This is a genomic window from Pontibacillus sp. HN14 (assembly GCF_021129245.1).
Lineage (GTDB): Bacteria > Bacillota > Bacilli > Bacillales > BH030062 > Pontibacillus.
In genome coordinates this window covers 43,527-66,719 of the sequence record NZ_JAJOLR010000004.1, presented here as the reverse complement: position 1 = coordinate 66,719, position 23,193 = coordinate 43,527, and the positions used below count along the sequence as shown (strand labels likewise).

Annotated in this window: 35 protein-coding genes and 1 pseudogene; 3 read left to right on the top strand and 33 right to left on the bottom strand. The window is 39.9% G+C overall.

Going from position 1 to position 23,193, the window contains the following annotated elements; all coding sequences use genetic code 11:
• Nucleotides 1-14: 14 nt before the first annotated feature.
• The 4 genes from LQ226_RS13790 to LQ226_RS13775 are packed head-to-tail and all read right to left on the bottom strand — an operon-like array spanning nucleotide 15 to nucleotide 2,348.
• Nucleotides 15-638, bottom strand: a complete 624-nt coding sequence (locus LQ226_RS13790; protein WP_231418538.1) for a replication-relaxation family protein — start codon at nucleotides 636-638, stop codon at nucleotides 15-17.
• Nucleotides 580-1,731: an FtsK/SpoIIIE domain-containing protein gene (locus LQ226_RS13785; protein WP_231418537.1), complete on the bottom strand. Its 1,152-nt coding sequence runs from the start codon at nucleotides 1,729-1,731 to the stop codon at nucleotides 580-582. Before LQ226_RS13785 ends, LQ226_RS13790 begins: the two co-directional genes overlap by 59 nt.
• Complete coding sequence (locus tag LQ226_RS13780) at nucleotides 1,728-1,994, bottom strand: hypothetical protein (RefSeq protein WP_231418536.1); 267 nt, start codon at nucleotides 1,992-1,994, stop codon at nucleotides 1,728-1,730. The genes LQ226_RS13785 and LQ226_RS13780 overlap by 4 nt, the downstream gene beginning before the upstream one ends.
• Before the next feature lie 48 nt (nucleotides 1,995-2,042).
• Entirely contained in the window at nucleotides 2,043-2,348 is a 306-nt protein-coding gene (locus LQ226_RS13775) for a hypothetical protein (RefSeq protein ID WP_231418535.1), read from the bottom strand.
• Between the two features lie 145 nt (nucleotides 2,349-2,493).
• On the opposite strand from LQ226_RS13775, the gene LQ226_RS13770 reads away from it, so the two are divergent.
• Nucleotides 2,494-2,703 carry a helix-turn-helix transcriptional regulator gene (locus LQ226_RS13770; protein ID WP_231418534.1) on the top strand — a complete coding sequence of 70 codons (210 nt, stop codon included), beginning with the start codon at nucleotides 2,494-2,496 and terminating at the stop codon, nucleotides 2,701-2,703.
• Between the two features lie 14 nt (nucleotides 2,704-2,717).
• Here the strand turns inward: LQ226_RS13770 and LQ226_RS13765 are convergent, their stop codons facing one another.
• Both LQ226_RS13765 and LQ226_RS13760 read right to left on the bottom strand, forming a co-directional pair.
• A complete protein-coding gene (locus LQ226_RS13765; protein ID WP_231418533.1) occupies nucleotides 2,718-3,062 on the bottom strand; it encodes a YolD-like family protein in 345 nt (114 codons plus the stop codon).
• A gap of 2 nt (nucleotides 3,063-3,064) precedes the next feature.
• Complete coding sequence (locus LQ226_RS13760) at nucleotides 3,065-3,277, bottom strand: hypothetical protein (RefSeq protein WP_231418532.1); 213 nt, start codon at nucleotides 3,275-3,277, stop codon at nucleotides 3,065-3,067.
• A gap of 165 nt (nucleotides 3,278-3,442) precedes the next feature.
• Here LQ226_RS13760 and LQ226_RS13755 point away from each other — a divergent pair, with 165 nt between their 5' ends.
• Together LQ226_RS13755 and LQ226_RS13750 are read left to right on the top strand one after the other, a co-directional pair.
• Nucleotides 3,443-3,781: a DUF898 domain-containing protein gene (locus tag LQ226_RS13755; protein WP_231418531.1), complete on the top strand. Its 339-nt coding sequence runs from the start codon at nucleotides 3,443-3,445 to the stop codon at nucleotides 3,779-3,781.
• A gap of 147 nt (nucleotides 3,782-3,928) precedes the next feature.
• Entirely contained in the window at nucleotides 3,929-4,135 is a 207-nt protein-coding gene (locus tag LQ226_RS13750) for a hypothetical protein (protein ID WP_231418530.1), read from the top strand.
• Between the two features lie 39 nt (nucleotides 4,136-4,174).
• Here LQ226_RS13750 and LQ226_RS13745 read toward each other — a convergent pair whose 3' ends face one another.
• From LQ226_RS13745 to LQ226_RS13615, 27 genes and pseudogenes are all read right to left on the bottom strand, one after another.
• Complete coding sequence (locus LQ226_RS13745; RefSeq protein ID WP_231418529.1) at nucleotides 4,175-5,029, bottom strand: peptidoglycan-binding protein; 855 nt, start codon at nucleotides 5,027-5,029, stop codon at nucleotides 4,175-4,177.
• Nucleotides 5,030-5,275 (bottom strand): phage holin, encoded by a 246-nt coding sequence (locus tag LQ226_RS13740; protein WP_231418528.1) that lies wholly within the window; start codon nucleotides 5,273-5,275, stop codon nucleotides 5,030-5,032.
• A 13-nt stretch (nucleotides 5,276-5,288) separates the two neighbouring features.
• Entirely contained in the window at nucleotides 5,289-5,657 is a 369-nt protein-coding gene (locus LQ226_RS13735) for a hypothetical protein (protein ID WP_231418527.1), read from the bottom strand.
• A gap of 139 nt (nucleotides 5,658-5,796) precedes the next feature.
• Nucleotides 5,797-6,120 carry a hypothetical protein gene (locus LQ226_RS13730; protein ID WP_231418526.1) on the bottom strand — a complete coding sequence of 108 codons (324 nt, stop codon included), beginning with the start codon at nucleotides 6,118-6,120 and terminating at the stop codon, nucleotides 5,797-5,799.
• Nucleotides 6,121-6,237: 117 nt separating this feature from the next.
• A pseudogene (locus tag LQ226_RS13725) lies at nucleotides 6,238-7,179 on the bottom strand (tyrosine-type recombinase/integrase); the annotation flags it as partial.
• A gap of 66 nt (nucleotides 7,180-7,245) precedes the next feature.
• Nucleotides 7,246-7,389 (bottom strand): XkdX family protein, encoded by a 144-nt coding sequence (locus LQ226_RS21200; RefSeq protein ID WP_231418525.1) that lies wholly within the window; start codon nucleotides 7,387-7,389, stop codon nucleotides 7,246-7,248.
• On the bottom strand, nucleotides 7,390-7,563 hold the full coding sequence (locus tag LQ226_RS13715) for a hypothetical protein (RefSeq protein WP_231418524.1): 174 nt from the start codon (nucleotides 7,561-7,563) through the stop codon (nucleotides 7,390-7,392).
• A gap of 2 nt (nucleotides 7,564-7,565) precedes the next feature.
• Nucleotides 7,566-9,776: a hypothetical protein gene (locus LQ226_RS13710; RefSeq protein ID WP_231418523.1), complete on the bottom strand. Its 2,211-nt coding sequence runs from the start codon at nucleotides 9,774-9,776 to the stop codon at nucleotides 7,566-7,568.
• Nucleotides 9,777-9,827: 51 nt separating this feature from the next.
• On the bottom strand, nucleotides 9,828-10,238 hold the full coding sequence (locus tag LQ226_RS13705; RefSeq protein WP_231418522.1) for a hypothetical protein: 411 nt from the start codon (nucleotides 10,236-10,238) through the stop codon (nucleotides 9,828-9,830).
• A gap of 24 nt (nucleotides 10,239-10,262) precedes the next feature.
• Nucleotides 10,263-10,415, bottom strand: coding sequence for an XkdX family protein (locus LQ226_RS13700; RefSeq protein ID WP_231418521.1), 153 nt, complete (start codon nucleotides 10,413-10,415; stop codon nucleotides 10,263-10,265).
• Entirely contained in the window at nucleotides 10,415-10,639 is a 225-nt protein-coding gene (locus LQ226_RS13695) for a hypothetical protein (RefSeq protein WP_231418520.1), read from the bottom strand. Before LQ226_RS13695 ends, LQ226_RS13700 begins: the two co-directional genes overlap by 1 nt.
• A complete protein-coding gene (locus LQ226_RS13690) occupies nucleotides 10,639-12,114 on the bottom strand; it encodes an Ig-like domain-containing protein (protein WP_231418519.1) in 1,476 nt (491 codons plus the stop codon). Before LQ226_RS13690 ends, LQ226_RS13695 begins: the two co-directional genes overlap by 1 nt.
• 241 nt (nucleotides 12,115-12,355) lie before the next feature.
• Nucleotides 12,356-12,988 (bottom strand): hypothetical protein, encoded by a 633-nt coding sequence (locus tag LQ226_RS13685; protein WP_231418518.1) that lies wholly within the window; start codon nucleotides 12,986-12,988, stop codon nucleotides 12,356-12,358.
• Nucleotides 12,989-13,288: a hypothetical protein gene (locus tag LQ226_RS13680; RefSeq protein WP_231418517.1), complete on the bottom strand. Its 300-nt coding sequence runs from the start codon at nucleotides 13,286-13,288 to the stop codon at nucleotides 12,989-12,991.
• A complete protein-coding gene (locus LQ226_RS13675) occupies nucleotides 13,267-14,025 on the bottom strand; it encodes a phage tail protein I (RefSeq protein WP_231418516.1) in 759 nt (252 codons plus the stop codon). The genes LQ226_RS13680 and LQ226_RS13675 overlap by 22 nt, the downstream gene beginning before the upstream one ends.
• Nucleotides 14,018-15,130, bottom strand: coding sequence for a baseplate assembly protein (locus LQ226_RS13670; protein ID WP_231418515.1), 1,113 nt, complete (start codon nucleotides 15,128-15,130; stop codon nucleotides 14,018-14,020). Before LQ226_RS13670 ends, LQ226_RS13675 begins: the two co-directional genes overlap by 8 nt.
• Nucleotides 15,131-15,134: 4 nt before the next feature.
• Entirely contained in the window at nucleotides 15,135-15,464 is a 330-nt protein-coding gene (locus LQ226_RS13665) for a lysozyme (RefSeq protein WP_231418514.1), read from the bottom strand.
• On the bottom strand, nucleotides 15,461-15,850 hold the full coding sequence (locus LQ226_RS13660) for a phage tail protein (RefSeq protein WP_231418513.1): 390 nt from the start codon (nucleotides 15,848-15,850) through the stop codon (nucleotides 15,461-15,463). The genes LQ226_RS13665 and LQ226_RS13660 overlap by 4 nt, the downstream gene beginning before the upstream one ends.
• 9 nt (nucleotides 15,851-15,859) lie before the next feature.
• On the bottom strand, nucleotides 15,860-16,360 hold the full coding sequence (locus LQ226_RS13655; RefSeq protein ID WP_231418512.1) for a phage baseplate assembly protein V: 501 nt from the start codon (nucleotides 16,358-16,360) through the stop codon (nucleotides 15,860-15,862).
• A complete protein-coding gene (locus LQ226_RS13650; RefSeq protein ID WP_231418511.1) occupies nucleotides 16,360-17,367 on the bottom strand; it encodes a phage late control D family protein in 1,008 nt (335 codons plus the stop codon). The genes LQ226_RS13655 and LQ226_RS13650 overlap by 1 nt, the downstream gene beginning before the upstream one ends.
• Before the next feature lie 4 nt (nucleotides 17,368-17,371).
• Nucleotides 17,372-17,569, bottom strand: coding sequence for a tail protein X (locus tag LQ226_RS13645; RefSeq protein ID WP_231418510.1), 198 nt, complete (start codon nucleotides 17,567-17,569; stop codon nucleotides 17,372-17,374).
• Nucleotides 17,569-19,956, bottom strand: coding sequence for a phage tail tape measure protein (locus LQ226_RS13640; protein WP_231418509.1), 2,388 nt, complete (start codon nucleotides 19,954-19,956; stop codon nucleotides 17,569-17,571). The genes LQ226_RS13645 and LQ226_RS13640 overlap by 1 nt, the downstream gene beginning before the upstream one ends.
• A gap of 155 nt (nucleotides 19,957-20,111) precedes the next feature.
• The gene (locus LQ226_RS13635; protein WP_231418508.1) at nucleotides 20,112-20,444 is read right to left on the bottom strand and encodes a phage tail assembly protein; all 333 of its coding nucleotides are present in this window, start codon (nucleotides 20,442-20,444) and stop codon (nucleotides 20,112-20,114) included.
• A 10-nt stretch (nucleotides 20,445-20,454) separates the two neighbouring features.
• Complete coding sequence (locus LQ226_RS13630; protein ID WP_231418747.1) at nucleotides 20,455-20,973, bottom strand: phage major tail tube protein; 519 nt, start codon at nucleotides 20,971-20,973, stop codon at nucleotides 20,455-20,457.
• Nucleotides 20,974-20,989: 16 nt separating this feature from the next.
• The gene (locus LQ226_RS13625; RefSeq protein WP_231418507.1) at nucleotides 20,990-22,429 is read right to left on the bottom strand and encodes a phage tail sheath family protein; all 1,440 of its coding nucleotides are present in this window, start codon (nucleotides 22,427-22,429) and stop codon (nucleotides 20,990-20,992) included.
• Nucleotides 22,429-22,725 carry a hypothetical protein gene (locus LQ226_RS13620; RefSeq protein ID WP_231418506.1) on the bottom strand — a complete coding sequence of 99 codons (297 nt, stop codon included), beginning with the start codon at nucleotides 22,723-22,725 and terminating at the stop codon, nucleotides 22,429-22,431. The genes LQ226_RS13625 and LQ226_RS13620 overlap by 1 nt, the downstream gene beginning before the upstream one ends.
• Complete coding sequence (locus tag LQ226_RS13615; protein ID WP_231418505.1) at nucleotides 22,722-23,192, bottom strand: hypothetical protein; 471 nt, start codon at nucleotides 23,190-23,192, stop codon at nucleotides 22,722-22,724. Before LQ226_RS13615 ends, LQ226_RS13620 begins: the two co-directional genes overlap by 4 nt.
• Nucleotide 23,193 lies beyond the last annotated feature (1 nt).

Sequence of the window (23,193 nt, the reverse complement as noted above, 5' to 3'; positions counted from 1 at the left end):
ACGGGCTTTCTTGTTTAAGAGTAACACAAGTCTTTAAGAGATAACACCTTCGAGTTTATCTTTAATTGGTTACAATAATCCTCCAATGCATTTTGCCTTCTGGAAGAAACGGTATACCAAATCAGTACAGGAATGGAATCATAATTTTCCTTAATGAGATTGAAAAGTACACGATAACGATCTATTTTTTCTCGGTTGGTTTTCATGGTCTGTGTATTATCAATTTCTATAAAGTGATGATTATGGTTTTTGATGAAAGAGGCATCTGATACTAGCGTGGTTTCTTCTCCGTTATATGGAAAGTCCACAGATGCTTCGTTTTTCCATCCCTTTGGTGTACCTAAGTAAATATACAGGTCATTTCTCATTAATGTATGCGCTAAATGTGCTTTGTCTTTTAGAGCTTTCCCACTGCCTATTTTCTCTTTCCCTTTATGGGCGACATAATAAATCTTCTGATCCATTCGAAGGGATTTGATGGATCCGTCATCCTCCATATTCGCCAGTATGCGATTCGCATTACGATCCCCCCCTAAGTTATTTATAACTTGCAGCTGTTTCCGTGTGGCGATCCCAAGCTTATCTAAATTTGATAGGATTTTCTCTTCCCTTTCCATTCTCTGCAGGTGCTTTAACATCTACGTGTTCCTCCAATCTGCTCCACATCTCTTCTCTGGAGATATAAGGCACTTGAACAAGGTGCCGATCTACAGTGCGATATATAGCTCTTCCTTTTGTATCAATTTCTTCTGCACCTAATTCATCTAAAGCAACCTTAGACATGGTTCCATTTTCCAATCTGAATGAAATTTTAGCTGATGAATTGGCCTTTATCTGCCTATCCAAAACGTCTCCTGTTGGATACTGGGTGCAGAATATCTGTCTCAAACCAATACCCCCTGAGACACGAGCGATATAACTCATTGTTCGTTGACAGTTTTCCACCCATTTCTTCTCTTGGTCTGTCATGCTCTTGTTTTTCATAAGCTCCCCAGCTTCATCAATAATGACAAACTTACGCTTTGGTAAATCTGTATCAGTTATATTTTCAATATCATTTAGCTTGAAATCTGACATATCACGTTTGATATCAGAGGTGATTAGGTCCATTAAATCGCTGGATTCTTTATAGTCCCCAGCAACCCCCCTCACTTGTTTCAATGATTTAAACTTATTGAATGCTAACCCACCCTTAAGATCAAAAATATAAAATTCAACATCATCGCCATGTTGTTCGATTAGATACGTTAGTAGTACTTTAAGGAAGATCGTTTTCCCCCACCTAGTAGCTCCGGCGACCGTCATATGAGGTATCTCATCAAAGTCATGCCATATCATTCCTTTGTAGGACAAGCCTATTGGTATTTTCCATCCCTCAGAAGGTAACAAGTCTTTATAGTTCCATTGTTTCGGCAGACGTTTTTTGAATATCCATATAGACATCACTTTCTCGCCAGACACCTCCACTGGATATCCTAAAGCTTTAGAAAGGGCATCCGCCATGCCCTCTTCCACTTCTAAGCCAACAGGCAAATTGTAGTCATACCGTGTGAACATAGGGGACATGTGTTTCTTCCAAAATTCCGGCCACAACACTTCTTTATTTCGCTTCAGATTAAAACCCGTGTTTTTAAAATAAAGCTCAATGATCTTTCGTTCGCTCATTTTCCCTTGTACTTTAGGTAGAAAAGCTAATCCCGCCAACGCTAAAGGTCCAATGTATTCAATCACATTAAAAACCTCCAGGAACCTTTGATCACCCATTTTCCGATTAGGTAAGCATATATCCCAATCATTCCAAGCTTCACTGCTTTGTTATTTACTTTAATCCAACCTTGCCCCTCCATCCAGTACACTCCGATTAGAACAACGCCTAAACCACCCATCAAAATATACGCTTCATCAAGGTTGATAATGTTGTTATCCAAGTTAAAATTAAAGCTTCCACCGAGTGTTGGTTTATTCAAGAAATCGTTAAATTTTATAGTTTCCATAGGACCCGAAACCTCCATTTTTAATTCAGCAAACAAGCTATTCCTTTTTCACGATCTCGCTCGTCTTCGCGGTCTTCCCTTTGCCCTCTCCTTCCCTTTTCGCTTTTTTAGCGCTTGTAGCAAATAAGAAAAATAACCTTTAGGACGCTCTTCTTTTGTTGATTTAACAGGATTGGATTGTTCTTTGGAAACGTCTTGGCTATACCATTCCAAGTTCCATTCTTCGGCAATGTTCTTAAGTTCATAGTAGGCTGTATTCCGATAGAATGCTTTCGCCTCTTCCGTTAGTTCAATTAAACCATTCTTTTCTTCCTTCAATTTGTCTAGTGCAAAGGCAACCTTATGCATATTCATATCCATCTTCATCTCTCCCTTCCTGGTGTCTGATATATCTATATGGGCTTATAGCTTGCTTCTTTACTAATTTGATGAAAAAAATTGAACTAATTTAGTGAAGGACATAAAAGTAATGTGTGGAATACCCTATGTAGGTGATGATATGAAAAGTAATATTAATTATTGGATCGAGAAGAGAGGGTATAAAAAGAAGTGGGTCGCTGCTCAATTAGGGGTAAGCCAAAACGTTTTTTCCAGGTGGGTAAATGATGGTGGGAAACCTTCGCTTGAGAAGGCTTTTGAACTGGCAGACCTTCTAGAATGTAATGTTGATGATCTGTATGTTCGCACAAAAAAAGCCCCTCCGAAATAATGGAGGGGCGACCTTTATATGATATCCACTTCTGTAATCCCATTCAGATGTATATGACAACGTTCTTTAGACCTCTGATCAATTCCGGTAAGTTTCTTATCCATACGATTGATCACCGAGATCTTCACATCAGAAAAACTATAATCAAAGCCATTATGGTGCTTGATCCGTACCGTGAGATGATCTGTTAATGCTCTCTGAAGCTTAAAATCAATCTCCACAGCCTGATCATCTGCAAGCATCCCCTTTTCTACACGCTCATCTTCTTTCCAAACTTCCTTCACCATCTCTACATGTTCTGGTAGCATCAACGATGTCCACTTTATTTTTCCTCTGTCCCTTAATCGATCATCATTCATCCTTATCCCACCTTCTTTCGGAGGGGGCCAATGGAAAGTATATTGCCTCTTTTAAACTTCCTTAGCTTATTTCGGTTTAAACAATACCCAAGAATAAAAGAATCATCTATATCTAAGACTTTAATATTCCTTTGAGAGAGTTGGCCATCTTTCGATAAATAAATCATCTCGAGTACTTCTTGGTTTTTCTTTGCATTAGCCAGCATACCTTTCATTCGACTTCCCTCCTCGTTTCATTAAACGAACATTTGTTCTTATTATACCCAATTCATTTTACCAAGTAAACAAAATCTCGCTTACAATTTTTATCATAATTTGAAAGGAAGATGCTGTATAATTATTGAATAGTTACATTAGACTGATACTAAGGAGTGGTAAATTTGGAAAATGCACACCATGTAGTTGAGCATGAATCACCAAAAGAAAGCCGTTTTGACGGTCTTACTGTAGAAGGAGCAATTATTAAGTTCTTTGCATCCCTTCTTACTTCTCTCTCATTAGGGCTTTTATATCCAGTAGCTGTAGTCTGGAAAGAAAACTGGGAAACTAAGCATACTGTAATCGATGGGAAACGATTACGTTTTACAGGAACCGTAGCAGGCATGTATGGACTTTGGTTTAAAATTTGGTTTTTAGGCATTATTACATTAACTATTTATTTTTGGTTCGCGGCTTCTAAGGTACGAAAATGGAAAGTGAACCATACTCACTTTGATTGATTTACATAAACAGCTCTCTCCTGAAGGAGGGGCTGTTTTTTAAATAATACTTACTAAAATTGAATTTCTGCACGATTTCAAAATATTGGAGGGATACTTTACTTTTGAGAAGAATGTAAGTAATTATAAAAGGAGGTGGAACTTCATATGTACCTAACTCAAGTTTCTGTAAAAGAATACATCGAATTTGTGAGAGCTAACGAAAAGTTTTTTGACAAGTCAGATGGTAACCCAACGTTAAGAGCTGGTATGAAAGAAATAGCAAAAAGACTATCTTACGACCCTGATTATACCGAAGAACATAAGCATACAGATCTCGAATACTTAATGGAAAGGGCTTTCTTTACTCGATAGTTTTATCCCCCCTCAGCCAAAAAGCTGAGGGGATTTTATTTACTTCTTGTCCAATGCTCTCACAATCATTGCTGCCACTTGGGCGCGTGTTGGTGACTCATTTGGTTCTGCTCCGTCCGTCAAACCAAGTTCATAGGCTCTCTTCCATTCTTCCGCAATTGACTTAGGGGCTTCTTCGAATTCACGCATGTTCTCCACCTCCACTAATTTGGATTCAGTTCGATCACCATAAATACCATCCACCGCTAAACCATAATCTTTTTGAAAAGCCATCACTGCTCGTTTAGTAGTAGGACCATAATCACCGTCTGCACCATATTTACCTAGATCATATCCAATATCGATTAATCTATTTTGCAGCTGTTTTACCTTCGAACCACTCATTCCTTCTTCGAGATAATCAGCTAACAAGTGAGTAGGCCTTTCCCCCTGGGATAGGTCATACCAGGTAAGCCCGCCTGTTAATTCGAGATGAGGATAATCTTTAAAAGATGACCAGTCCCCGCCCCAGGAGAATCCCATTGACTTACCAATTTCTGCTACCCTGCACCAGTTATCATTGACTGACCAAGTTGCTTCAGATCCATCCCAAGTAGTTAAGAAGTAGTCAATAGCCAAACCATAGTTGTGAACAGATTGACCAGGTTTTGCGTGACTAACAATAGACATCCCGGGCTTGCTATAATCAACACCATTATATCTATAGTTAGATCTTCCTTTACCGTACTGATAAGCCTGATCTTCAAAACTTCGGAAACCAGAACTGATCTGAACGTTAATCCCTTCGGCATACGCTTGACGCACTAATTCTAATGCTTTGTTTAATACAACGGAATGTACAGCTCCCATGTTCTTGATAGAACGATCGATTAAAGTTTTTAAAGACACCCTCATCTATTTCAACCCCTTTTCTTTAAGGGCATTTTTCTGTTCTAACCCCTTTTTACTTACAAAAGTATTTTTCCAAACTGCGTATGCACCACTAATAAGCATGACTGCAGCCACTATTACAGCGCCAAATGCATCAATGCTCGCTTCTGTTAGCCATTGGAATTTGATATTCAGGGTAGCCAAGAAACCCATAATTGCACTTAAAAAACCGACAACCAGTATACTGAACTCTTTTGCTTTTTCCTTCATGAACATTTCCTCCTTACAGATTAGTTAAATATGGCCACAAAAAAGCGATAGCTGATATAGCTACCGCGACCCAGGCTGGCATATTTCGTTTCCAATTATCTTTCTCTTGTACAATGCGTTCCACTTCACTTTTATCCGCTTTCCCCTGTAATAATTCTTTGCTTGCCTTGTTTTTAAGTTCTTTCTCTACTTCTTCAATATCTTCTTCATTTCGCTTAGATCTTCGATTTGCTTCGTTAGCCGTTTCTTGTGTCTTTTCAACTTTTTCTTTCACATCCAGTACATTATCTAATTTCTGACTTTGCTCCGCCACTGACACTTTTACATCCATGAGTAACGTCATGAACTTCTCCATGTCCTCCACTTCCTTCTGCTCCGGCATGACTGACCCCCTAACACCTAATTAAATCTTACAATTATAAAACCACCATTATTTGCAGGACAAGTACTAAAAGTTTAAAAAACTAAGGAAATCACCTCCTAAAAAAAGCACCCCTGAAACGGGATGCTTTAATACTCGGCTATACATCGATGCCTTTTTCTTTTAATCGTTTTCTTGCGTATAAATTAGCAGCTGACGTTGAAAATTCCTCCCAATCCTGGAACTGAGTGGTTTTCTTAACGTGTTCATCTAATTCTGAGCTGTCTGTTGAGTCTAAATCTTCTTGTGTATGAATACTCACAGGGCTAGAATCAAAAAACTCCTCTATTGTATTGTACTGAGTGTAGCTCTGCATAAAGTCATTTGTAAATATCTCTCTGAATTTATGCTCGCCTTTTAACACTTCTTGAATTTCTTTCTGTATGCTTGCTAACTGTTTCTGAATATCATTAATCGGAAACACCTCCCTTCTTTCGTATTATTTCGACACAAGGGAGATATTTCCTATTAAAAATATTTTCAAGCAATTGCCTCCCCATTCCCCTGAAAGCTCTGCATATAGTTTTGTTGCTACTATCTGCTAATTACTTAAGATAGCAAACTCCTCTTTTTCCATACCATAAATCTCCGCAATATCATCCTCTTGACGATCTGCGAGATAATTGGCTGTAGTTGAAACATCCTCATGGTGAGCCAATGATTTGAGTTTCTCTAGTGGAACACCACTTCTAGATAAATTCTCTAACCTACTATGGCGTAGACAATGGGGGTTAATGGGAATTCTTCTTTTTTCTTTTTTTATTAGAAGTTCCTCAAAATAGGTACACCAACCATTAAACGCACCCTTAGTTACCACTTGACGTTTTCCGTTCTTATGAACTTTCACAAATAGTTCTGATATATCATCTTCGCCTCGATCTTGAAGGTAATTTGTTATTAATTCTTGTACTTCTGGAGTATAATAAAGACGGAATTTCTTTTTACGTTTCCCTGTAACTGAATTCGTATAAAAATTTGTTGTAAGACCTTCTTTTCTGACTTGATGCACTTCAGCTTTTCTTGCAGCGCTAATGTAACTAAGCATCAAGTATGTAGCACGCATCCAGTCATTTTTTCGAATAAGTTCAGCTTTTAGCCATTGAATCTGATTATCGCTTAAAAAAACTATTTCTCGTGTTGGATTTTTTGGCAATCCTTTAACTCTGGAGCCGACATTATATTCATAATTATAGTCATCATCAAATGAACAAAACTCAAGCAATGATCTTAGGCTACTCATGATACGGTTCACCCTAGAGTGAGACATACCTCTTTCTTGAAAATACATAGACAAATTACGAATTTCTTTTCTTGTTAGTTCTATAAAAGACTTGTTATCATGCTCTTTCATCAGTATATAAGCGTGTATTCTTAGGTCATACCAATATTGTTCAATTGTATTTTTAGATTTTCCTTCAGACTTTTTCTCAACTAAAAAATCGTCAATTGTATGCTTGTTTTCCTCTGAAACTAAATTTCTATATTATTGAGGATCTACGATGCTACGCATAATTTCTCTCCTTTTACCTTTTAATAAAGCATCCACTAACTAGTTAGTGGATGCTTCGTATATATTACCTGTAATTATCTTGTATTCCTCTGAAGAAATCTTGCCATTGATTACAAATTGTTTAATACGATCCTCATTATTGTATACTTCATAATCTTGCGTCGCAAAAGCAAACCAATCCACCTATAAAACCCCCTTGTTCATTAAATCGAATACCAAGTCCGATTGTTGTTTTTGAAGTTTTGATTGTTTAGAGGTTTCTTGTAGATGAGTTAATAATGCTTGTTGCTCCTCTTCTGATATATTCAACTCTTTACGGTACCACTCTATAATCGTGTCTAAGTTAGGATTGTTCATGTCTATACCTCCCACCCATTAACTTTGGCTGCTAGAAGTAATTTATAAACCTGGGGCTTTAAAATCGAAATCTCTGTACCGTGGTCAGATAATTTGCTATAAGCACTTTGAATTGACGATTTTAACGACTGATTATACCAAACGGGCACCTCTAACACATTTGCGGTAAAGTCGTGTTTGTCTAGGACTTCGTAGGTGACGGTGTAGGTTGCGTTAGGGTCGTAATCTGATGCAGGAATTTCTGCATAAGCGCCATATGAATTAGAAACGCCGTCATTAGTGTACGCCTTCCACTTAGTATCCCCATCGACGTTTTTATAAATGGCGATTATCCTATTAGCTTTTCTCTCTAGCTTGGAAGGGGCTAAATTGGAAAAGTTTCTATTTATAAACCATCGCCCATCTGAATATTGAATAGGATTAGCTTCCTCCCGCACAATCAAACCTTCACCAATCTCAACTTGTGCGCTATCTTGAATACTCAAATCACCTTCCACATAAGGGAAATCAATGCCCTCTACAAGCGTTTCAGGCTCGGCTAATTCGTAGGATAATTTATACGGGGTATACCCGCTTGCCATATTAGCCGGATTAGCTACGAAAGCAGCCGTTTGCGTTGCAGGTATTGTTGTACCGTCTACAATAGATACCCATGAGTGAGTCGTGCCATCGCCCGTGTATTTCCATCCGTTGAAGTAGCCTTTAATCATGTCGGATGTTGGTGTCATTGCTTCTGTCCAACCGCTATCATTGTCTGAAACGGTAATCCAAAGATAGTTGTCGGTTGAGTGGAGGTCAAACAAATCTCCTTTATCTAATGATGAAGTGAATTGATTTAATATTTCACCGTCATATTTCTCTAATTTTTGTGATTGGCGACTATAACCAATCATGTTAATTTTTACTCGTTTAAACCCACTATATTCGGATTGAAAGCTCCACGAAAACGAACCATCCAACGTTACACGCTCAACCCACTTCCGAATCTCCCACCGATTCTTCGCTTCATTGCGGAATAAATTATCTCTTTTATCGCTTAACGGTAAGCCTGCAAGCGTGCATTGTGCGTAGAGGTAGCTGTCGTTTTTCGGTACGAATGGTTTTGGTTCTGTGCCTAGTGTGAGCATGGGTTTAATTTCTTCTAAGTCTTCTGGCGTTATTGCATTGTCGTTGCTGTCTTCAATGGATATTTTATAAAATACAGCGTTAGTCGGTGTCGTAAAAGTAGCACCTCCTGAGCGATAGAGGTCTGAGCTGATAAAACTTTTATTTTCGTTGTAATAATAGATCAAATAAACCCTATAACCACTATTGACTGATACAGTATAAGTTTGATTAGGTGCTATACTGTGGTAATCGGTTGTTAAAATACGACTTGGATCAGATCCTTTAGCACCGACAGCATTTAAATGCCCTTGTTCCCATTCACTTACATTTGTAGGAATTAACTGACTTCCGCTCACACGCACATAAGGATTCTCAACACTCTGCATCCCATCCACATCAGGAAACATGCGCTCAACGTCTGCATCACTCAAAGAAACGCCTATTTTATCTGAAACTTCTTGGGTGATAGTGTAAGCTCTTAATTCCTCGAAAGTGTGTGTGCCAGTTGTGGTACAAGACAATAAAATTTGCATACTAACTGCACCAGACGGTGTGGTAAATTTAGATTGTTCTGCTGTACTGTAACTTTCAGGTCTAGTTCCAACTTCTGCCCCACCACTATCTCTAAATATAATAGATAATTTTCCGTTATGAACAAGTCGCAAGAGGTAATTTTGGTTTTCTTTAACATTAATAAATATACTGTTAATTTCTTTTGAGCCACTTGTATTTTCGTGAATTATCTTTTTGTCATTACTAATCGTTACATTTGAATGTAAACTCCAATCGCTATGGTTAAAATTGACTACATTATTAACCAACGTATTCCCATAAAATTCAACTTTCAATGAGGAGGGCTGATCACTCTTGATTACATTTGTGCCGTGGGTGAGGACGGATTTCTTTCGTGCTTGTTGAGAGAATTCCGCTGCGACGTTCTGCAGCTTGCCGGATAATACGTTTTGACTACTCTCTAGCGTGGAATGTTCTGCATCCAAACGAGCTTTAAGGGTGTCGTACGTAGTTCCATCCTCTCCAACACGCGCTTGTTGTGTTTCCGCTAACTGGTCCCCACCTGCAACTGCTTGATCTAACTGATCTTGCACGACTTGCGCATATTTTTTAGAACGTTTATCCATTATAGGATCAAATGGCATTTACCACACCCCCCAAGAGCTTCCGTGATTCATAAATACCTCGCCAGTATCCATAATTACCAATGTCGCTCCTTTTTCTTCCGGCACAGCGCTTGGGTATGGTTCAGTCGATAGGATACGGTACTCAACAAAACTCCCCGTTAGTTGAGTATTAGCCGGGCTACTTCCATCTAAAATACCATCTACTTTTTGGTTCAATGCATCTAGCTTCGCTTCTAATTTCTCTACATTAACTTCCCTTGGATCAATAGGGGCCCCGAATTTATCCGTGATTTTTGCATGCCTGGCTCCGTCACTACCGCTAGACGGTTCAAATTTCTTCGAATAATTATTCCACTGTTGAGGACCGGGTCGATTGCGAACATCTTCAATCAATTCACTGTTTTGATATTTTGTTAAATCAATCGCCATATTTTAACCCTCCTTATAAAAGACTTAAGCAACATACTCCTGGTCCGTAATTTCCGCAAACTGCGACTCAGTAATGACGTTTAACTTAACTGCTTGCTTGACTTGATCTAACGACCATAATCTTTCTCCCTGTACAAATGTATTGTAAAAGCGATTAATGCTAGCAAACCAATCCATCAGGAAGCACCCCCCTTTAAGTTCATTACTTCAAATGCAAGTGAAGATAACTCTTTGCTCTGATCTTCTACCTGATTTTTTAATAACATGTTTTCATACGCTTTCTGAGCATCGCTTTTCAAGAGCTCATCTACAATTTGCTCGTTAGACTTGCCCGATACTACCTTAGCACCTCCAAAAGTGCCATCAGGCAATCTAGGCTTTACAACAATCCCATTTCCCATTAATCAAGCACCCCCGAAATTAGTTTAATAGCTTTATCAGCTGCTGGATCGTCACGCCTAAACTCGACTTTTAACATAATTGAGCTCTTCACGGATCCTGCATCATAAACAAATTCATCTTCTGTTAAGACCTCATTGATATTAGCCGAATTCGATAAGTTCATAGGTTGGTAATTCTCGACCTCTCCGTCATTCACCATGGAGATATGAGCATTCACATTAAGGTCACCTAGCTCTTTTTGGAGCCATAAAACCAGACTCTGAGCTTGTCCTTCAGGAGGGAGAACCTCATACCTTATTACTCCTGAATTAACTGGTGTTTCATTTAAGTTTTTATTTACATTTACTGTCTTAGAAGATGTGAAACCGTAAGAATCGGTCACTTTAACGGTAAGCGTATTAGTTCCCTCTTCTAAGTTAACGAGTGGAATATCAAATTCAAATGCTCCTGCAGCACCTTCATGCACTCCGACTGCACTATCATCATTTAACACGTATTCAACAGAGACATTATTACCTTCAGCATCTGATGTTGTTCCACTAATAGTAATCTTTTCATGATTTAACAATTCAGATTTCTCGCTAAATTGGTTTAGAGAAACTGAAGGCGCTCTATTAGGAACCACATAAAATGTCCGTGTTTCAACAGTAGATTTTCCGCCTTGGTCATCCTCCGACCACACTTTAAGCGTGTGCGCTGTCCCTTCGGCCAATTCGCCACTTACCGCCGTTTGTCCGTCGTACAATTTTGCTAGGCTCATCGAAAGCTGCTTGTTGTACGAGATCGGCGTGCTGCCGTCGGAAATGCCGGATGTAATGGCGCGCGCTGTTCCGTTATTAATCTGATATTTTACGCTTACCACGTTGCCATTGTCATTGTCCGTAGCTTGACCGCTTAGGGTGAGCACGTCACCTTCGTACAAGGTCGTGCCATTTGACGTTGAGAGCGTGATTTGTGGATCAGCGTTTTGTATTACGTCATACACCGGCGAATAACGGTAACTCGATTTCGCGCCCGAATTATCGTAAGCTGCCGCGCGGAATTGTACTTGTGTGTAATCAGGTTCTTGCTGTATCGATACTGTTCGCCGCGTTTGATTGCTATCATCGTTCGCTCCTTTTAACCATGGTCCATCGTTGTAAGACCACTGAACCTCATATGTTACGGTATCGCCATCAGGATCGCTAGAAGGTCCGAACTCAAGAACCGCATAATCTCCACCTCTGAGTTTTGTTGATGAAGATGGTTTTGTGAAAGCCCCCGGCGTGCTTGGCGCGGAATTTGTTTGCACGTACTCTTGGCGGTCATACCGATACCAATAACCGTTATATTTTCCGTCATCGGGGTACGCATTTCGGTTCGTAGATGAATTTTCCGTAACATAGCTACCTTTTCGCTCTTCGAGAACCGAAGCCTCTGCATCCGAACCGTATTGTTCAACGTAAACCGGTGACCCCGCCTTACCGCTTTCCAAAGCAATATACTTATTTCCATCTCCGTTACCTATATATGCTGCATCACCTGCACTTATCGACTCATTGTAAGACCAGGTTCCGCCGGTTGTGAAATACCTACCGTTAGTTTCATCCCAGTACAATCCTTTCGACAGCCCCTCAAAATCATAATCTCTATTAGTGTATTGATACCAAGAAGGTTGAGGGTAGTAGTTTTCAACTTCATACCGTTTCCAATAATACTTGTAATAGCCTGCCATACTACACCACCTCGCTAACTGTTACGGAATACGTACCCCACGCAGAATATGTCATTTCTTTTTCTTCGCCTTTAATCAAAGCATTGGTACGCGCTACTTTCGAGCCTTTTTTATAATTATTCGTAAGAGTGGAAACCGTCAATTCTCCTGGTGCTACTGACGTAATCATTACGTTTTCACTCGCTGTATCGTCGTAAATCGTTATCTCTGTGTCTACCGTAAACCCGCTCTCATCATATACAGAAATAGTCGTAGCTCCTGCTGTAACTGCAGCAGTTGCATAGCTTTCTGTAGATTGGCGAACCATTTTATTTGGCGCCGATCCATCCAAAGCATCAAAGAAAGTACCGCTATTTTGAGGAGATCGACCATCAATTTCCGCCTGGACTCGTAATCGTTGCATTTCTTGCTCGGCTTCCAATATTCGAACGTAGGCATTGTAGATGCCGTTTTCTATATTCATAGCTCGCTGGGCGTTAAACCTGGTACCTTCTTGAATGACCTTTAACTTTGGTTGATTTGTAACAGGATCAGTTATTACATCTCCATTAGAGTCGCGCTCGAATTCAGTGGGATCCACTATGTGATCCACCCATATCGATTTCACATACGGAATTATTGTAGTGGTTGGCATTTACTCTACCTCCTTCACATTTAACTCAATTAGGAAGACCATCATAAATCCGTCTTGTCCTTTAGATATTTTTAATGGTTTCACGCTTAAATCACGTCCTAAAGAGTCTACAAGTTTAGCTTCCGATATATATCCAGTCGCGTTATCTAAGTAGACGTACTTCTTAATTGAATTTCCTTCAACCAAGGAATTGTAAATTGGATAATCTTCAGTAACATCGTCTATAGTAATCTTAGCTTTATCTATAAGATTGTTAATGTAAGTTACAGTCTGATTAATTAATAAGGGTTGTAGGGCCATTGGTTTACCTCCTCATAAACACTTAGTACTTGACCTGTACTCAAGAACGAAGTGCTCTTTTCTTTAACAGATGCTGTTTTGAAGGTTCCGCAAACAGGATAATTAACTGGAAAATAGTACGGTTTATTCTCAAAATTAAGAGGACTACTTATCCCGGTTCCTTGGCGGTCATCTGTGTGGAAACGGTTTGTTATTTTATAAGGAACTTTAAAGAAGTGCGAGGCTTCTTTCAAAGTAATGATTGATTTAGGCATATTAATAGAAAAGCCTTCAAATTTAGATCTAATATTCTTAGCTTTTTGTATCAGCTTTCCTAAGCGATCTATATCTTTTTCAGCTGAAAAGGCTCCCTCAATTTCCACTTTAAAATGATATGGATCTCCCCCGTATTCAAACCACTCTTTTACTGCCCCCTTTTCAAATACTGTAGACACCAGTCTCTCTACAGCCCAAGGAGTTCCTTTATATTTGTGAAGCATCTCAGAGTCTTTAATTAACTGTCTTTTTGTTTCAATGGACAGCTCTGGTTCATAAAAGTCCACATGCTTCTCCCAGGCTAGTACATCTAGCAAAGGTTCTTCTAAGTCCATTAAATTGTTCTCTATAATTGTTTTCGGAATTCGAGTGATTACTCGTCTTAGTTCTTTATCGAATGCGCTAGCTAAACTAGCTGTATCTTCATCTTTAAGGCTTGAAGGTAATAATCCTGCTAACGTAAAAGTTTGTAAATCAATCATCTTCAAAACCTCCGAACACAACATTCACATTAGATTCACTAGCAACTTCTCCCCTATTTAAGGATTGGTAAATGGGAGAAGCTACTATCACTCTTTTAGCTCCGCTTTTTTTCATGTTTGCTATAAGTTCTGTTGGGTCAATATCTCTTCCAAGCTTCTCTTTTTGCCAAAGTTGATACTCCTGAACGGACTGATCAACTTCCTCCTGGATGAAACTTGCCTTACCTGACTCATTACTGTGTATCCAATAAGTTACATCGATGTCGTAAGAGACAACAGCAGGAGCTAATACGCTAACACGGTCAGTCAATGGCCGTATTTTCCTATCATTTAGCTTGTCTGCAACAGCGTCCAATATTTCTTGTCCTGGTACCTGTCCATTTTTTAAAAGAGGTCTAACTTCCACAGTGGCATCACTTGGTGAATCCACAGACACATCCCCTATTAGTGAACTCGCTGTTTTAGCCCAATATTTATAGGCCTCTTCAGGACCCGCAGTTGAGAATTTTTCGGGAGATTGTCTAATGCGCTCTGCGTAACGATCATCATCTTCTCTCTGACTACCGCCTTCACTTTGTGTGACGTTCTCTACTCTCGCAACCCAATACAAAGGCTGAACGAGTTGATTAATTTCTCCTGGCAAGTAACCATTTCCGATATCCCCTACGTTTGTGCATCGCACTTTTCCATCAGTATAAGGATTCTCTGGGTTAGCAATAAGAGTCTCTTCTAATTCAAAAAACACCCCATCACCTGCCGTAACTGCAGCACCTTTTGGGATGTTTTGTATTTGACTGATATTATGTGTAAATCTCATCATTGTTGTAGCAGCTGTTGCCTCCAACCGAGGTGTATTACTATCTACACCTTTGTGATCTAGTACGTCACCTAAAGCGTAAGCAAGTAAGTTTTGTTTTGCTGAATGATCAATATTATTATTAACAGCAACTAAGGCATATACAATTGTCTTCACGAACAACCTGCGAGGATCTGCAGGTCCAATTTTCTGCCCTGATATCCTGTTATATTCCGCGAGGATATTAGCTTCTATTTCATCCGGATCAACTGAAACAAAATCAATATTTGGTAAATTGAATCTAGGCATTAAATCACCTCCGTTCTCTTATATACTCCTCTTCAATGTTTATAACTACAATGGGCTGAAGTACACCATCTGCTTGATTCTGACTGAATTTAACCTCCACAATAACGGCACGTTCTTCATACACCTGCAGCTTCTCCACTATTTCTGCGGAAAGTTTCGCTTGGGCTATTAGTAATGGGTCATCTACATAGTCGTTTGAAAGTCCAAGCTCTCGTGCCATTGGAACAGTGCCCATAACAGTGGTTAAAATTGTATAAACATTTTGGATAATTTCTTCAACCGGGGTGGGATTATAATTAATTTTCTTGGATTCCGCAGTTATGGTATACCTCATACATATTCCTCCAAGCTAACAGAGAGATTACTCACCAACAGGTTCCCCCTATTATCTACATGCTCCCATTTCTGGACCACTTTCTGTAAGCTCCAACGCTTCATCCCAAGTCCCTTACCGCCTATAACTAGGACATACGTTTCTCCGTTCCGAACCATGCTTAGTAGCTTATCCATCTCTTTGCGGGGGTTCATTCCGTATTGAACATCAAAACGAATGTTAAAAGATATAGTTCCAAGCTCAGGGCCCAAAAACTCTGAAGCTGGTTTCTGTAACATTCGATCATGTGTAGCCCAACGCCCGCCTTCTGACCTTTGAAAGTCCGTAAAAGTTCTCATTGATTGTTCGCTTGTGTAAAAAATAACAGGTCCCAATGTTCCGATCATTTATATCACCTACTTATTGATAACATCTCCACCTATTAGAAGATCCTTAGCCAGATCAATATTTCCATTTACCTTTATATTCCCAGTGACTTCAATATCGCCATCAAGTCGTACAGCCCCATTTAAATTAATAGGATTAGAGGCTTGGATGGTTAATGTACTTGATTCAGCATTATATTCTATATAGGTCCCATCTTCGTACCAAACACCTTTGAGATCTGCGTCACTCACTGGCGGAGAGTCCACTTCCGAATAAGGAGAGCCAATGACATACCCCGTTTCAATGCCATTTTGAAGAAAACAACATAAAACTGTTTCGTCAATATCAGGCATTCGGTAATACTTGGTCTTCATAGTTTGAGGAACAATTACTTTTAAGTTGTGGGACGTTACATCCTCACGATCTTCAAAACGTACCCTGACTGTACCTTTTGTAGCATCTACGGAGGCAACTACGCCTACACGAAGTATTTCTGCTGTTTGGGCGCTTGCTGACTGAAATTGATACATCAATAATTCAACGCCTTTCGTATATTTAAATCTGTAGTATATCCGTTGTTAACGCGGTGTACGGAAGACTCAATAAAGTACTTATCATCGTATTTCCCCCACCCGTTTGTGATAATGGTTAACCCCTGAACAAACTCAGGACTCCCCATCATTTTTAATTTTCCAGTTCTCTCGTACTTATTCTTGTTACGAACTGATTTGCGAGCTAGCCTTTTTGCTTCAGCTAGAGATTTCACTCGCTGATTCACGGTAAGAGTTGGACCTTCATCTACGCCAGGTACGACATACGTATAAATTAGTGTCTTCTTCTGATCTTCATCAAAGTACGAAACCGTACATTCTTTATATTCATTTTCCGCTGTAGAAATAGAAAAGGAGTAGCCCAATACCTTGGACTCCCCTTTAACAATTTCCCTTATGGGTGCTTTACTTTCGTATTTTTGTTCATCGTACACGATTAGTTGTTCACTATTTACCTTTGTGGCAGCTCCCTCTTTTCGAGCTAAGTTCGATAAAAATGAAAGTCCTGTTCGTTCAACTTGATCCACACGGTCGTAGGTTACATCCTTTGCATCAAAAAGAAGGGTTAACTCAGCTTGATCTGCTATATCGCTTGCAATTTTAGAGAGCGTTGCTCCTTCCCATGTTCGTGACCGTTTAGAATTTTTACCACCTGGAGCAATAGGTACAGATAAAGCTTTAATTTTCACGGTGTCGGGTGGCCCGGAAAAATCAACAGCATCAACATAAAATACTCCACAGTTAAGCTTGCGATTATCATTTTCTTTATCCCAAGCTTCAACTTCTATAGAGGCCTTAATAATATCACCTTTGCCTGGCAACCAAGGACCATGCCATTTTGCTTCTCGATCTTGCAACGTGATTTGAATATCATCTGCTCTACCTTCGTTATCTGAGTAAACGAAACTCAGCAAGTAAGGAGCCAAATCCGTTGTAATATCGACTCCTTGATATTCAATTATGACTTTGGCTCTTCTTGCTTTCATCTCATCACCTCAACCATGGGGGTTTTTCTTCTTTCGGTTTAACTTCAACAGCTGGTATATCAAGCGAGATCCCAGCACTAAAAATGACCGTGTTAATGTGCACTGGATTAGCCCTCAATAACTCGATCATTTTCGTTTCATCTTTATAGAATTTATAGGCAATGCCGTCCCAAGTATCTCCTTGTAAAGTCTCATATACCATTAAAATTTCGTCCTCTCATGGTCCTTTATCATTTCTTCCCACTCTTCCCTGGCAGATCGTTCTCCCTCTTCAATACCTCTTGCTACCTCATCTTTATCCGCATCTCCCTGGATATAGACATTGGTTGGTCCTGCATGATAGACAAAATTACTAGAGTTATCATTAGAAGAATAACTCGCTGGTTTTACATCGAATGGACTTTCTGAAGGCCCTTGATCAGTTCCCCCGAGAGCTCCAATCTTTTGACCCGTCAACGTCCACAAGTCGAGAGCTCTCTTCGTGTTATTCCAAGGGATAACAGCTTCTGTATCGCCACCTTCACCAATCATGGCAAGCTGCGCATTCGATACTATGCCGCCTGTTGCATACTGAGGAACTTGTCCCTTGCTGCTTCCGCCACCGATAAAGTTTTTCACTTTATTTCTCAAGAAGCCTGGTACTACTGATAGCACTGCATTTAGCACAGCGTCTTTCATAGAACCAATACCTTTGACCAATCCACCAATCATGTTCTTACCGATGCTTAATAAATCAATCCCTTTAAAGAAACCAATTATATTATTCATGATTTCCACGGCAGTAGATTTTATCGCCTTCCAAGCCCCGCTCCAGTCTCCTTGCAGCACTTTAGTAAATGTCTTTAGTACTCCACCTATTAATGTGAGTGAATTTTGTACTAAAGTTAGGACTAATGGAAACACAAATCGGACAATTGCTAATATGCCTCGAATAGCCGGAAGAACTACTCCAGTAATTATTGAGGCTACCCCGCTTAAGATCGAGATGACAATCGGGATGACTGATTGAATGATCTGGAGTAAAATTGGAAAAATGGTTTGCACTACTTGTAATAGAATCGGGAGTACAGTGGAAGCTATTTGTATAATAACCGGAATAATTGACCGTATTAAATTAACTACTATAGGTAGAACAGCCTGTATGACAGATAAGAAAACCGGGAAAACAGCTTGAGCATATTGCAAAAGCATAGGAAGAACAGTAGACGCTAAGCTGGATATTACAGGTATCAAAGAACTTAACAATACTTCGGCAAACGGGACAGCTTGTTGGACCACTTGAAGAATAAATGGAAAGATCGTTGCTACAGCATTCGCTAGTAAAGGCAAAATATTACTCGCTAAATTACCAACCTGCTCTTGCCATACCATAGCATAGCTTTGCAATAATGGAATTAGAGAAGAGAAAGCTTGGCCAAGGGCTGGAAGTATAGCTTGAAAGTTCCCCCACAATTGTTGAATAACCGGGCCGATCGTTTGCATTACATTCTTAAGATAATCTACCGCAATAGGTAGAACGTCTTTTAAATGATTAGCAAAGTTATTAACCGCAGGAAGCAGGTAATCGCTGATAGGATAAGCAAGCTCGACTAGGAGAGTTCTCCCCATCCCTTTAAAAGCGTTGCCCATCGAATCATACCTTACCTCATTCATTTGGTTAAGAGTATCGGTGGAGCCTTTGATGGCGTCATTTGTTTTAGCCATTTCAAGAACAGCCTTAGCTCCCATGTCTTCAAACTTCGAACCAAAGAGCTCTACCCCTATTGCATTTTGATCAAGAGGGTCTTTTACTTTAGATAGCTCTTTGGCAATCGTCTGGAAGGCTTGTTTAGCCCCTTCTCCGCCTTGTGCGAATTGACTTCTCAGCTTTGTTGAATTTAAACCTAGTTGAGATAATGCATTGGAAGCCCTATCGCTATCCTCTCGCATGATAATTCCGAACTCTTTAAATGCATCCGCTGCATAATCAAGATTAAAAACCCCTGCATTCTTTGCATTCTGCATCATTCCCATGAAGTCCTGGGCACTCAATCCAGCAGCATCAAAATGTACCGAATATTCCCGGATGGTGTCCATAAAATCATCAGCATAGTTCAACCCTTTTTGGGACCCCTCAGCAATGTAAGCCATAGCTTGCTCGCCCGATAATCCGAAGTTCTTCATTAAAACATCTGAAGCCTTTACACTTTCATTTACCTCGTAATCGAAAGTATCTGAAAGCAAAAATGCATGTTCAGTTAATTTCTGCAGATCTTTACCTGTTTCTCCAGTTATGTTCTTAGCGCTGATCAGAGCATCATTAATTTGACCAAAGTTTTCCCCGTAGTTGTTTGCAAAAATATCACGGGAAAGGCTTTTAAGTTCTTCAAAATCCTTTCCCGTTTCACCTGTTGCAGCCTGGAGTTTATTCATACTGTCAGCCATCTGGTCAAAATTATGCAAAAGAGCACCGGCCCCCACTGCTCCTGCTACAGAGGTAACCGCTGCTCCCACACCAGTAATTGCTTTTCCTGCTTGTTTAAACGTACTTTTAAAATTATTGGTAAGCTCTGCCCCTAGCTTAAAGGCGAGCTCATAAGTTTTGGCCATTTATTTCCCCCCTTCATCAGGGAAGGCATTCTCTATGGTCTTCTTCCAGCGAAGTAACCCATCAACGGTTTGATTCATGAAATAATCAAGGGGAGTTTCGGATTTACGGGCACAATAAAGAGCTGATCGTTTGATCAGCTCTCCAGGTTGCTTATTCAGTCCCCTTTTAGTAAAAAAACTTGAACCATCCGAGTTACTTTTCCATAATCAGAAGCAGACATAGACTTGATTACATCTACAGGAAGTCCAGCAGCTTTTGCCGCTACGATAGCTTGAAACCCTTTGCTAAGATCTTTCATTGGAGTTTGAGCCGATAGATCCGGGTTCCGAACAGTGTATTGCAGCTCTGCATCCTCAATATCCTGACCTGTTAATTTATCTAGGTCTAGTTTCAGAGTGCGGTATTCTTGATTATTAAAAGTGATAGGTTTCTTTAAGGTTACCTCGTTTTCCAATTCAATTACTTCTACATTATTATCATTTGTCATCTTTGTTCACCTACTGTCCTAGTATTTGTCTTACTTTTTCCAAAACATCTTCACCATCAATAAAAGCAATATAGTTAAATTGATCAATCTCGACGATTCTCTCGCCGTCAACTTCGATTTTTAAGTAAGATACAGATAATTCATTAGAACTATCTGTAGTAGCTCCTACTTCAAATTTCCCAATCCCCGTTGTCTTCGGCACCCCTCGGATAGATACGCGTACCCCTGTCGGTTCATAAGTGCCCGAGCCTGCATCAAACACTTGCATCGCCCCCCGGAAATCAAGAGCATGTGATTTTTGAGCTGCTAATTTAAATTGGGATTTGTTCATCGTCCTCCAGTTCAATGTAGCTGTCATCGCTGCATAGTGACCCAATACTGGACTATCTACTTCGCCAGCAATACCAGCGCCTTTCAACGTTTCAGACAATGCCTCCAATGAAGGCAATTCTACGTCAGCTGTCCCAAGCCACTCTGCACCTTCACGATAGACAGAGTAGTTAATCAGCTTTTCAGGAATTTTATTCATCACTTACAACCTCCTTTTATGATGGAAATAATGTATCAAAATAATTCGGATCAAACTCTACCAGGAAATTCAATTCCTTACCTGGCGTAGGGGGAGTCACGAAAATATGAAATGTGACTTTTCCATCAATCAAGCTGGTCAATGGATTTTCAGGTTTTACAAATTCAATTCGTCCACCCAAAATAAAGCCCCGGGCTGATAGGCCGTTAAGCCAAACGTTCATACTATCTACTACTGTTTCTATAAGCCTTTTATTAGTCGGATCATCAACCTTTTGCCAACAAGTCAAAATTGTCTGATTTTGTATCCAATTCATCATTTTACGAACAGAAATAAAGGTATTTTTTGGATCCGTCTCACCTGGATATGCCCCTGTACGGTTCCCCCAGACTTTCCATCCACCAATGAAGTTGAGCGCTGTTGTAATCCCTTCACCATTTAAGTAGTTTGCTTGCTCTACCCCAAGGTAAACTTCAGAACCATCTTCTAAAACAGCGCTATCAGCTTGCAAATTTTTATTAGAGGGTGAAACATATGGAATATCTTCGTTTTCAACATCTGTACGGCAGATAACGCTCGCCAACTGAGTGCTGAAATGATATTGGGTCCCCCCTAATGAAACTTTTGGCCAACACGGGAATTGATATGGAGACGTCAGGTTATTATCGTTTTTGTGTGCCGGAACCTCTGTATAGCTCGAAACTGCACTTGTTGAAATATCAATAAGTGCTACCGCTTTGAAAAGGCCATTGATGTTAGATGCTTTTGCAGCCATGACAGCTGCTACAGCTGAATCCGTAGAATATTTAGGTGCAAGAATTTGCCCTGGCACCAAACGGAACCTTGAGAAGATTTGATTTACAAGTTCCAGACCTTCGATACGACCATCAGGACTTACTCCGCCAATAATGTCTTGGCCACTCACCATTGTTGGATCTAGTTGCTCGAATTCTGCTTGGACAGAAGAAATGTCGGGGCTCACACTAAAGAACAAATTAATATGACCATTGTCATCAAATTCTATGACATAATCTTGATCTTTCGCATAAGTCGTTGAGCCGTCATCAGATTTTATAACAAGTGAATCCAGCAGAACGCCGTTTTCTGCTAACGTTGCTTTTCCTTTTGTTACAGTTAAGGTTGCTGGGGTACCTGACTTTTTATGTGCTTCAGGACTTAAGACGTTAACAAAAACAACTGGAGCTTGAGCATACAACGAAAAGTGCGAACTCATAAACTCGCATAGCGTGTAGTCATTAAAGTTACTAGAATAACCTAAGGCTTCAATAGCCTCTTTATAGGTATAACAAAGCACCGGCTCGTTAACCGGTGCTGTTTCTCGTTTAGATTGATTTATAGGGGCCGTACCGAAAACGACCGGTAAACTTGCAGTACTATTAGCTGGAGGTACCAGAGAAGTCGGGACCTCCGAGGTATAGGATCCGTGACGATACATTATTTATCACCCTTTCTTAGCCATTCTTCTATCTCAGTCCGATAACGGTGTTCTAGCGTCCCCTTTGTTTTAGAAGCTTGCTCTGCTTCTCGAAGTTGTTCTACAGGTACAATTAGCTTTTCAACAGCTGGTTGTTTTTGAATCAAGGACTCCACATGCTTCGGGACTGGGCCTTTAAATACGGTATAGGTGTTAAGTTGCAATAAGTTTGGTCCGACATAGACCATCTGCTTATCTTTAATTTTTCTAGTCCGATTTGTTGAAGTTTTAACTTCATTTTTCTCAGCTTTTGTCATAATAGGTGATTCACATCCTCTCTTATAGTTTTCGGCACTGTAAAGCTTGCTTCAATTCCACCGTAATAGTAAGGGTGAAAATCTTCATCTGTTAGGGCCCACTTGATAGGGTAAGTGCACTCAAACTTTCCACCTATAACTGGCTTCTTTTTAAGAAAATCGTAGACTTTCCTGAGGATTAGCTTAACGCTCTCATGACCTATCCTTTCCTCAGAACCGTCATAAACCCCAGCCATCAAAGTTACCTGTATGGTATAAGGGGCTTCTTCTTCTTGCTCTTCTCCTTCTAACAGCTTGACTAAAAGACAAGGGTACTGATTGGAATCTCTTCTTCCGCTTTTAGTAGGGAGATATTGTTCGTAGATATTTAAAGGACCCTCTTCTCCATCAGCCAAAGGGAACGGGATGCCCACAAATAACTTTTCTAATTCCTTTTTCAAATCATCCTGCAATTCAAGTGGTATCATG

What these genes read in the sequence shown, in the direction of transcription:
- LQ226_RS13760 (WP_231418532.1), bottom strand. Translation starts at nt 3,277, where the DNA reads ATGAAAGGTATGCTGGCTAATGCAAAGAAAAACCAAGAAGTACTCGAG.
- LQ226_RS13770 (WP_231418534.1), top strand. Translation starts at nt 2,494, where the DNA reads ATGAAAAGTAATATTAATTATTGGATCGAGAAGAGAGGGTATAAAAAG.
- LQ226_RS13625 (WP_231418507.1), bottom strand. Translation starts at nt 22,429, where the DNA reads ATGTATCGTCACGGATCCTATACCTCGGAGGTCCCGACTTCTCTGGTA.
- LQ226_RS13790 (WP_231418538.1), bottom strand. Translation starts at nt 638, where the DNA reads ATGTTAAAGCACCTGCAGAGAATGGAAAGGGAAGAGAAAATCCTATCA.
- LQ226_RS13660 (WP_231418513.1), bottom strand. Translation starts at nt 15,850, where the DNA reads ATGATCGGAACATTGGGACCTGTTATTTTTTACACAAGCGAACAATCA.
- LQ226_RS13665 (WP_231418514.1), bottom strand. Translation starts at nt 15,464, where the DNA reads ATGAGGTATACCATAACTGCGGAATCCAAGAAAATTAATTATAATCCC.
- LQ226_RS13670 (WP_231418515.1), bottom strand. Translation starts at nt 15,130, where the DNA reads ATGCCTAGATTCAATTTACCAAATATTGATTTTGTTTCAGTTGATCCG.
- LQ226_RS13630 (WP_231418747.1), bottom strand. Translation starts at nt 20,973, where the DNA reads ATGAATAAAATTCCTGAAAAGCTGATTAACTACTCTGTCTATCGTGAA.
- LQ226_RS13765 (WP_231418533.1), bottom strand. Translation starts at nt 3,062, where the DNA reads ATGAATGATGATCGATTAAGGGACAGAGGAAAAATAAAGTGGACATCG.
- LQ226_RS13695 (WP_231418520.1), bottom strand. Translation starts at nt 10,639, where the DNA reads ATGGGAAATGGGATTGTTGTAAAGCCTAGATTGCCTGATGGCACTTTT.
- LQ226_RS13715 (WP_231418524.1), bottom strand. Translation starts at nt 7,563, where the DNA reads ATGAACAATCCTAACTTAGACACGATTATAGAGTGGTACCGTAAAGAG.
- LQ226_RS13780 (WP_231418536.1), bottom strand. Translation starts at nt 1,994, where the DNA reads ATGGAAACTATAAAATTTAACGATTTCTTGAATAAACCAACACTCGGT.
- LQ226_RS13745 (WP_231418529.1), bottom strand. Translation starts at nt 5,029, where the DNA reads ATGAGGGTGTCTTTAAAAACTTTAATCGATCGTTCTATCAAGAACATG.
- LQ226_RS13655 (WP_231418512.1), bottom strand. Translation starts at nt 16,360, where the DNA reads ATGTATCAATTTCAGTCAGCAAGCGCCCAAACAGCAGAAATACTTCGT.
- LQ226_RS13675 (WP_231418516.1), bottom strand. Translation starts at nt 14,025, where the DNA reads ATGATTGATTTACAAACTTTTACGTTAGCAGGATTATTACCTTCAAGC.
- LQ226_RS13620 (WP_231418506.1), bottom strand. Translation starts at nt 22,725, where the DNA reads ATGACAAAAGCTGAGAAAAATGAAGTTAAAACTTCAACAAATCGGACT.
- LQ226_RS13740 (WP_231418528.1), bottom strand. Translation starts at nt 5,275, where the DNA reads ATGAAGGAAAAAGCAAAAGAGTTCAGTATACTGGTTGTCGGTTTTTTA.
- LQ226_RS13735 (WP_231418527.1), bottom strand. Translation starts at nt 5,657, where the DNA reads ATGCCGGAGCAGAAGGAAGTGGAGGACATGGAGAAGTTCATGACGTTA.
- LQ226_RS13685 (WP_231418518.1), bottom strand. Translation starts at nt 12,988, where the DNA reads ATGCCAACCACTACAATAATTCCGTATGTGAAATCGATATGGGTGGAT.
- LQ226_RS13640 (WP_231418509.1), bottom strand. Translation starts at nt 19,956, where the DNA reads ATGGCCAAAACTTATGAGCTCGCCTTTAAGCTAGGGGCAGAGCTTACC.
- LQ226_RS13680 (WP_231418517.1), bottom strand. Translation starts at nt 13,288, where the DNA reads ATGGCCCTACAACCCTTATTAATTAATCAGACTGTAACTTACATTAAC.
- LQ226_RS13775 (WP_231418535.1), bottom strand. Translation starts at nt 2,348, where the DNA reads ATGAATATGCATAAGGTTGCCTTTGCACTAGACAAATTGAAGGAAGAA.
- LQ226_RS13615 (WP_231418505.1), bottom strand. Translation starts at nt 23,192, where the DNA reads ATGATACCACTTGAATTGCAGGATGATTTGAAAAAGGAATTAGAAAAG.
- LQ226_RS13650 (WP_231418511.1), bottom strand. Translation starts at nt 17,367, where the DNA reads ATGAAAGCAAGAAGAGCCAAAGTCATAATTGAATATCAAGGAGTCGAT.
- LQ226_RS13635 (WP_231418508.1), bottom strand. Translation starts at nt 20,444, where the DNA reads ATGACAAATGATAATAATGTAGAAGTAATTGAATTGGAAAACGAGGTA.
- LQ226_RS13705 (WP_231418522.1), bottom strand. Translation starts at nt 10,238, where the DNA reads ATGGCGATTGATTTAACAAAATATCAAAACAGTGAATTGATTGAAGAT.
- LQ226_RS13700 (WP_231418521.1), bottom strand. Translation starts at nt 10,415, where the DNA reads ATGGATTGGTTTGCTAGCATTAATCGCTTTTACAATACATTTGTACAG.
- LQ226_RS13750 (WP_231418530.1), top strand. Translation starts at nt 3,929, where the DNA reads ATGTACCTAACTCAAGTTTCTGTAAAAGAATACATCGAATTTGTGAGA.
- LQ226_RS13645 (WP_231418510.1), bottom strand. Translation starts at nt 17,569, where the DNA reads ATGGTATATGAGACTTTACAAGGAGATACTTGGGACGGCATTGCCTAT.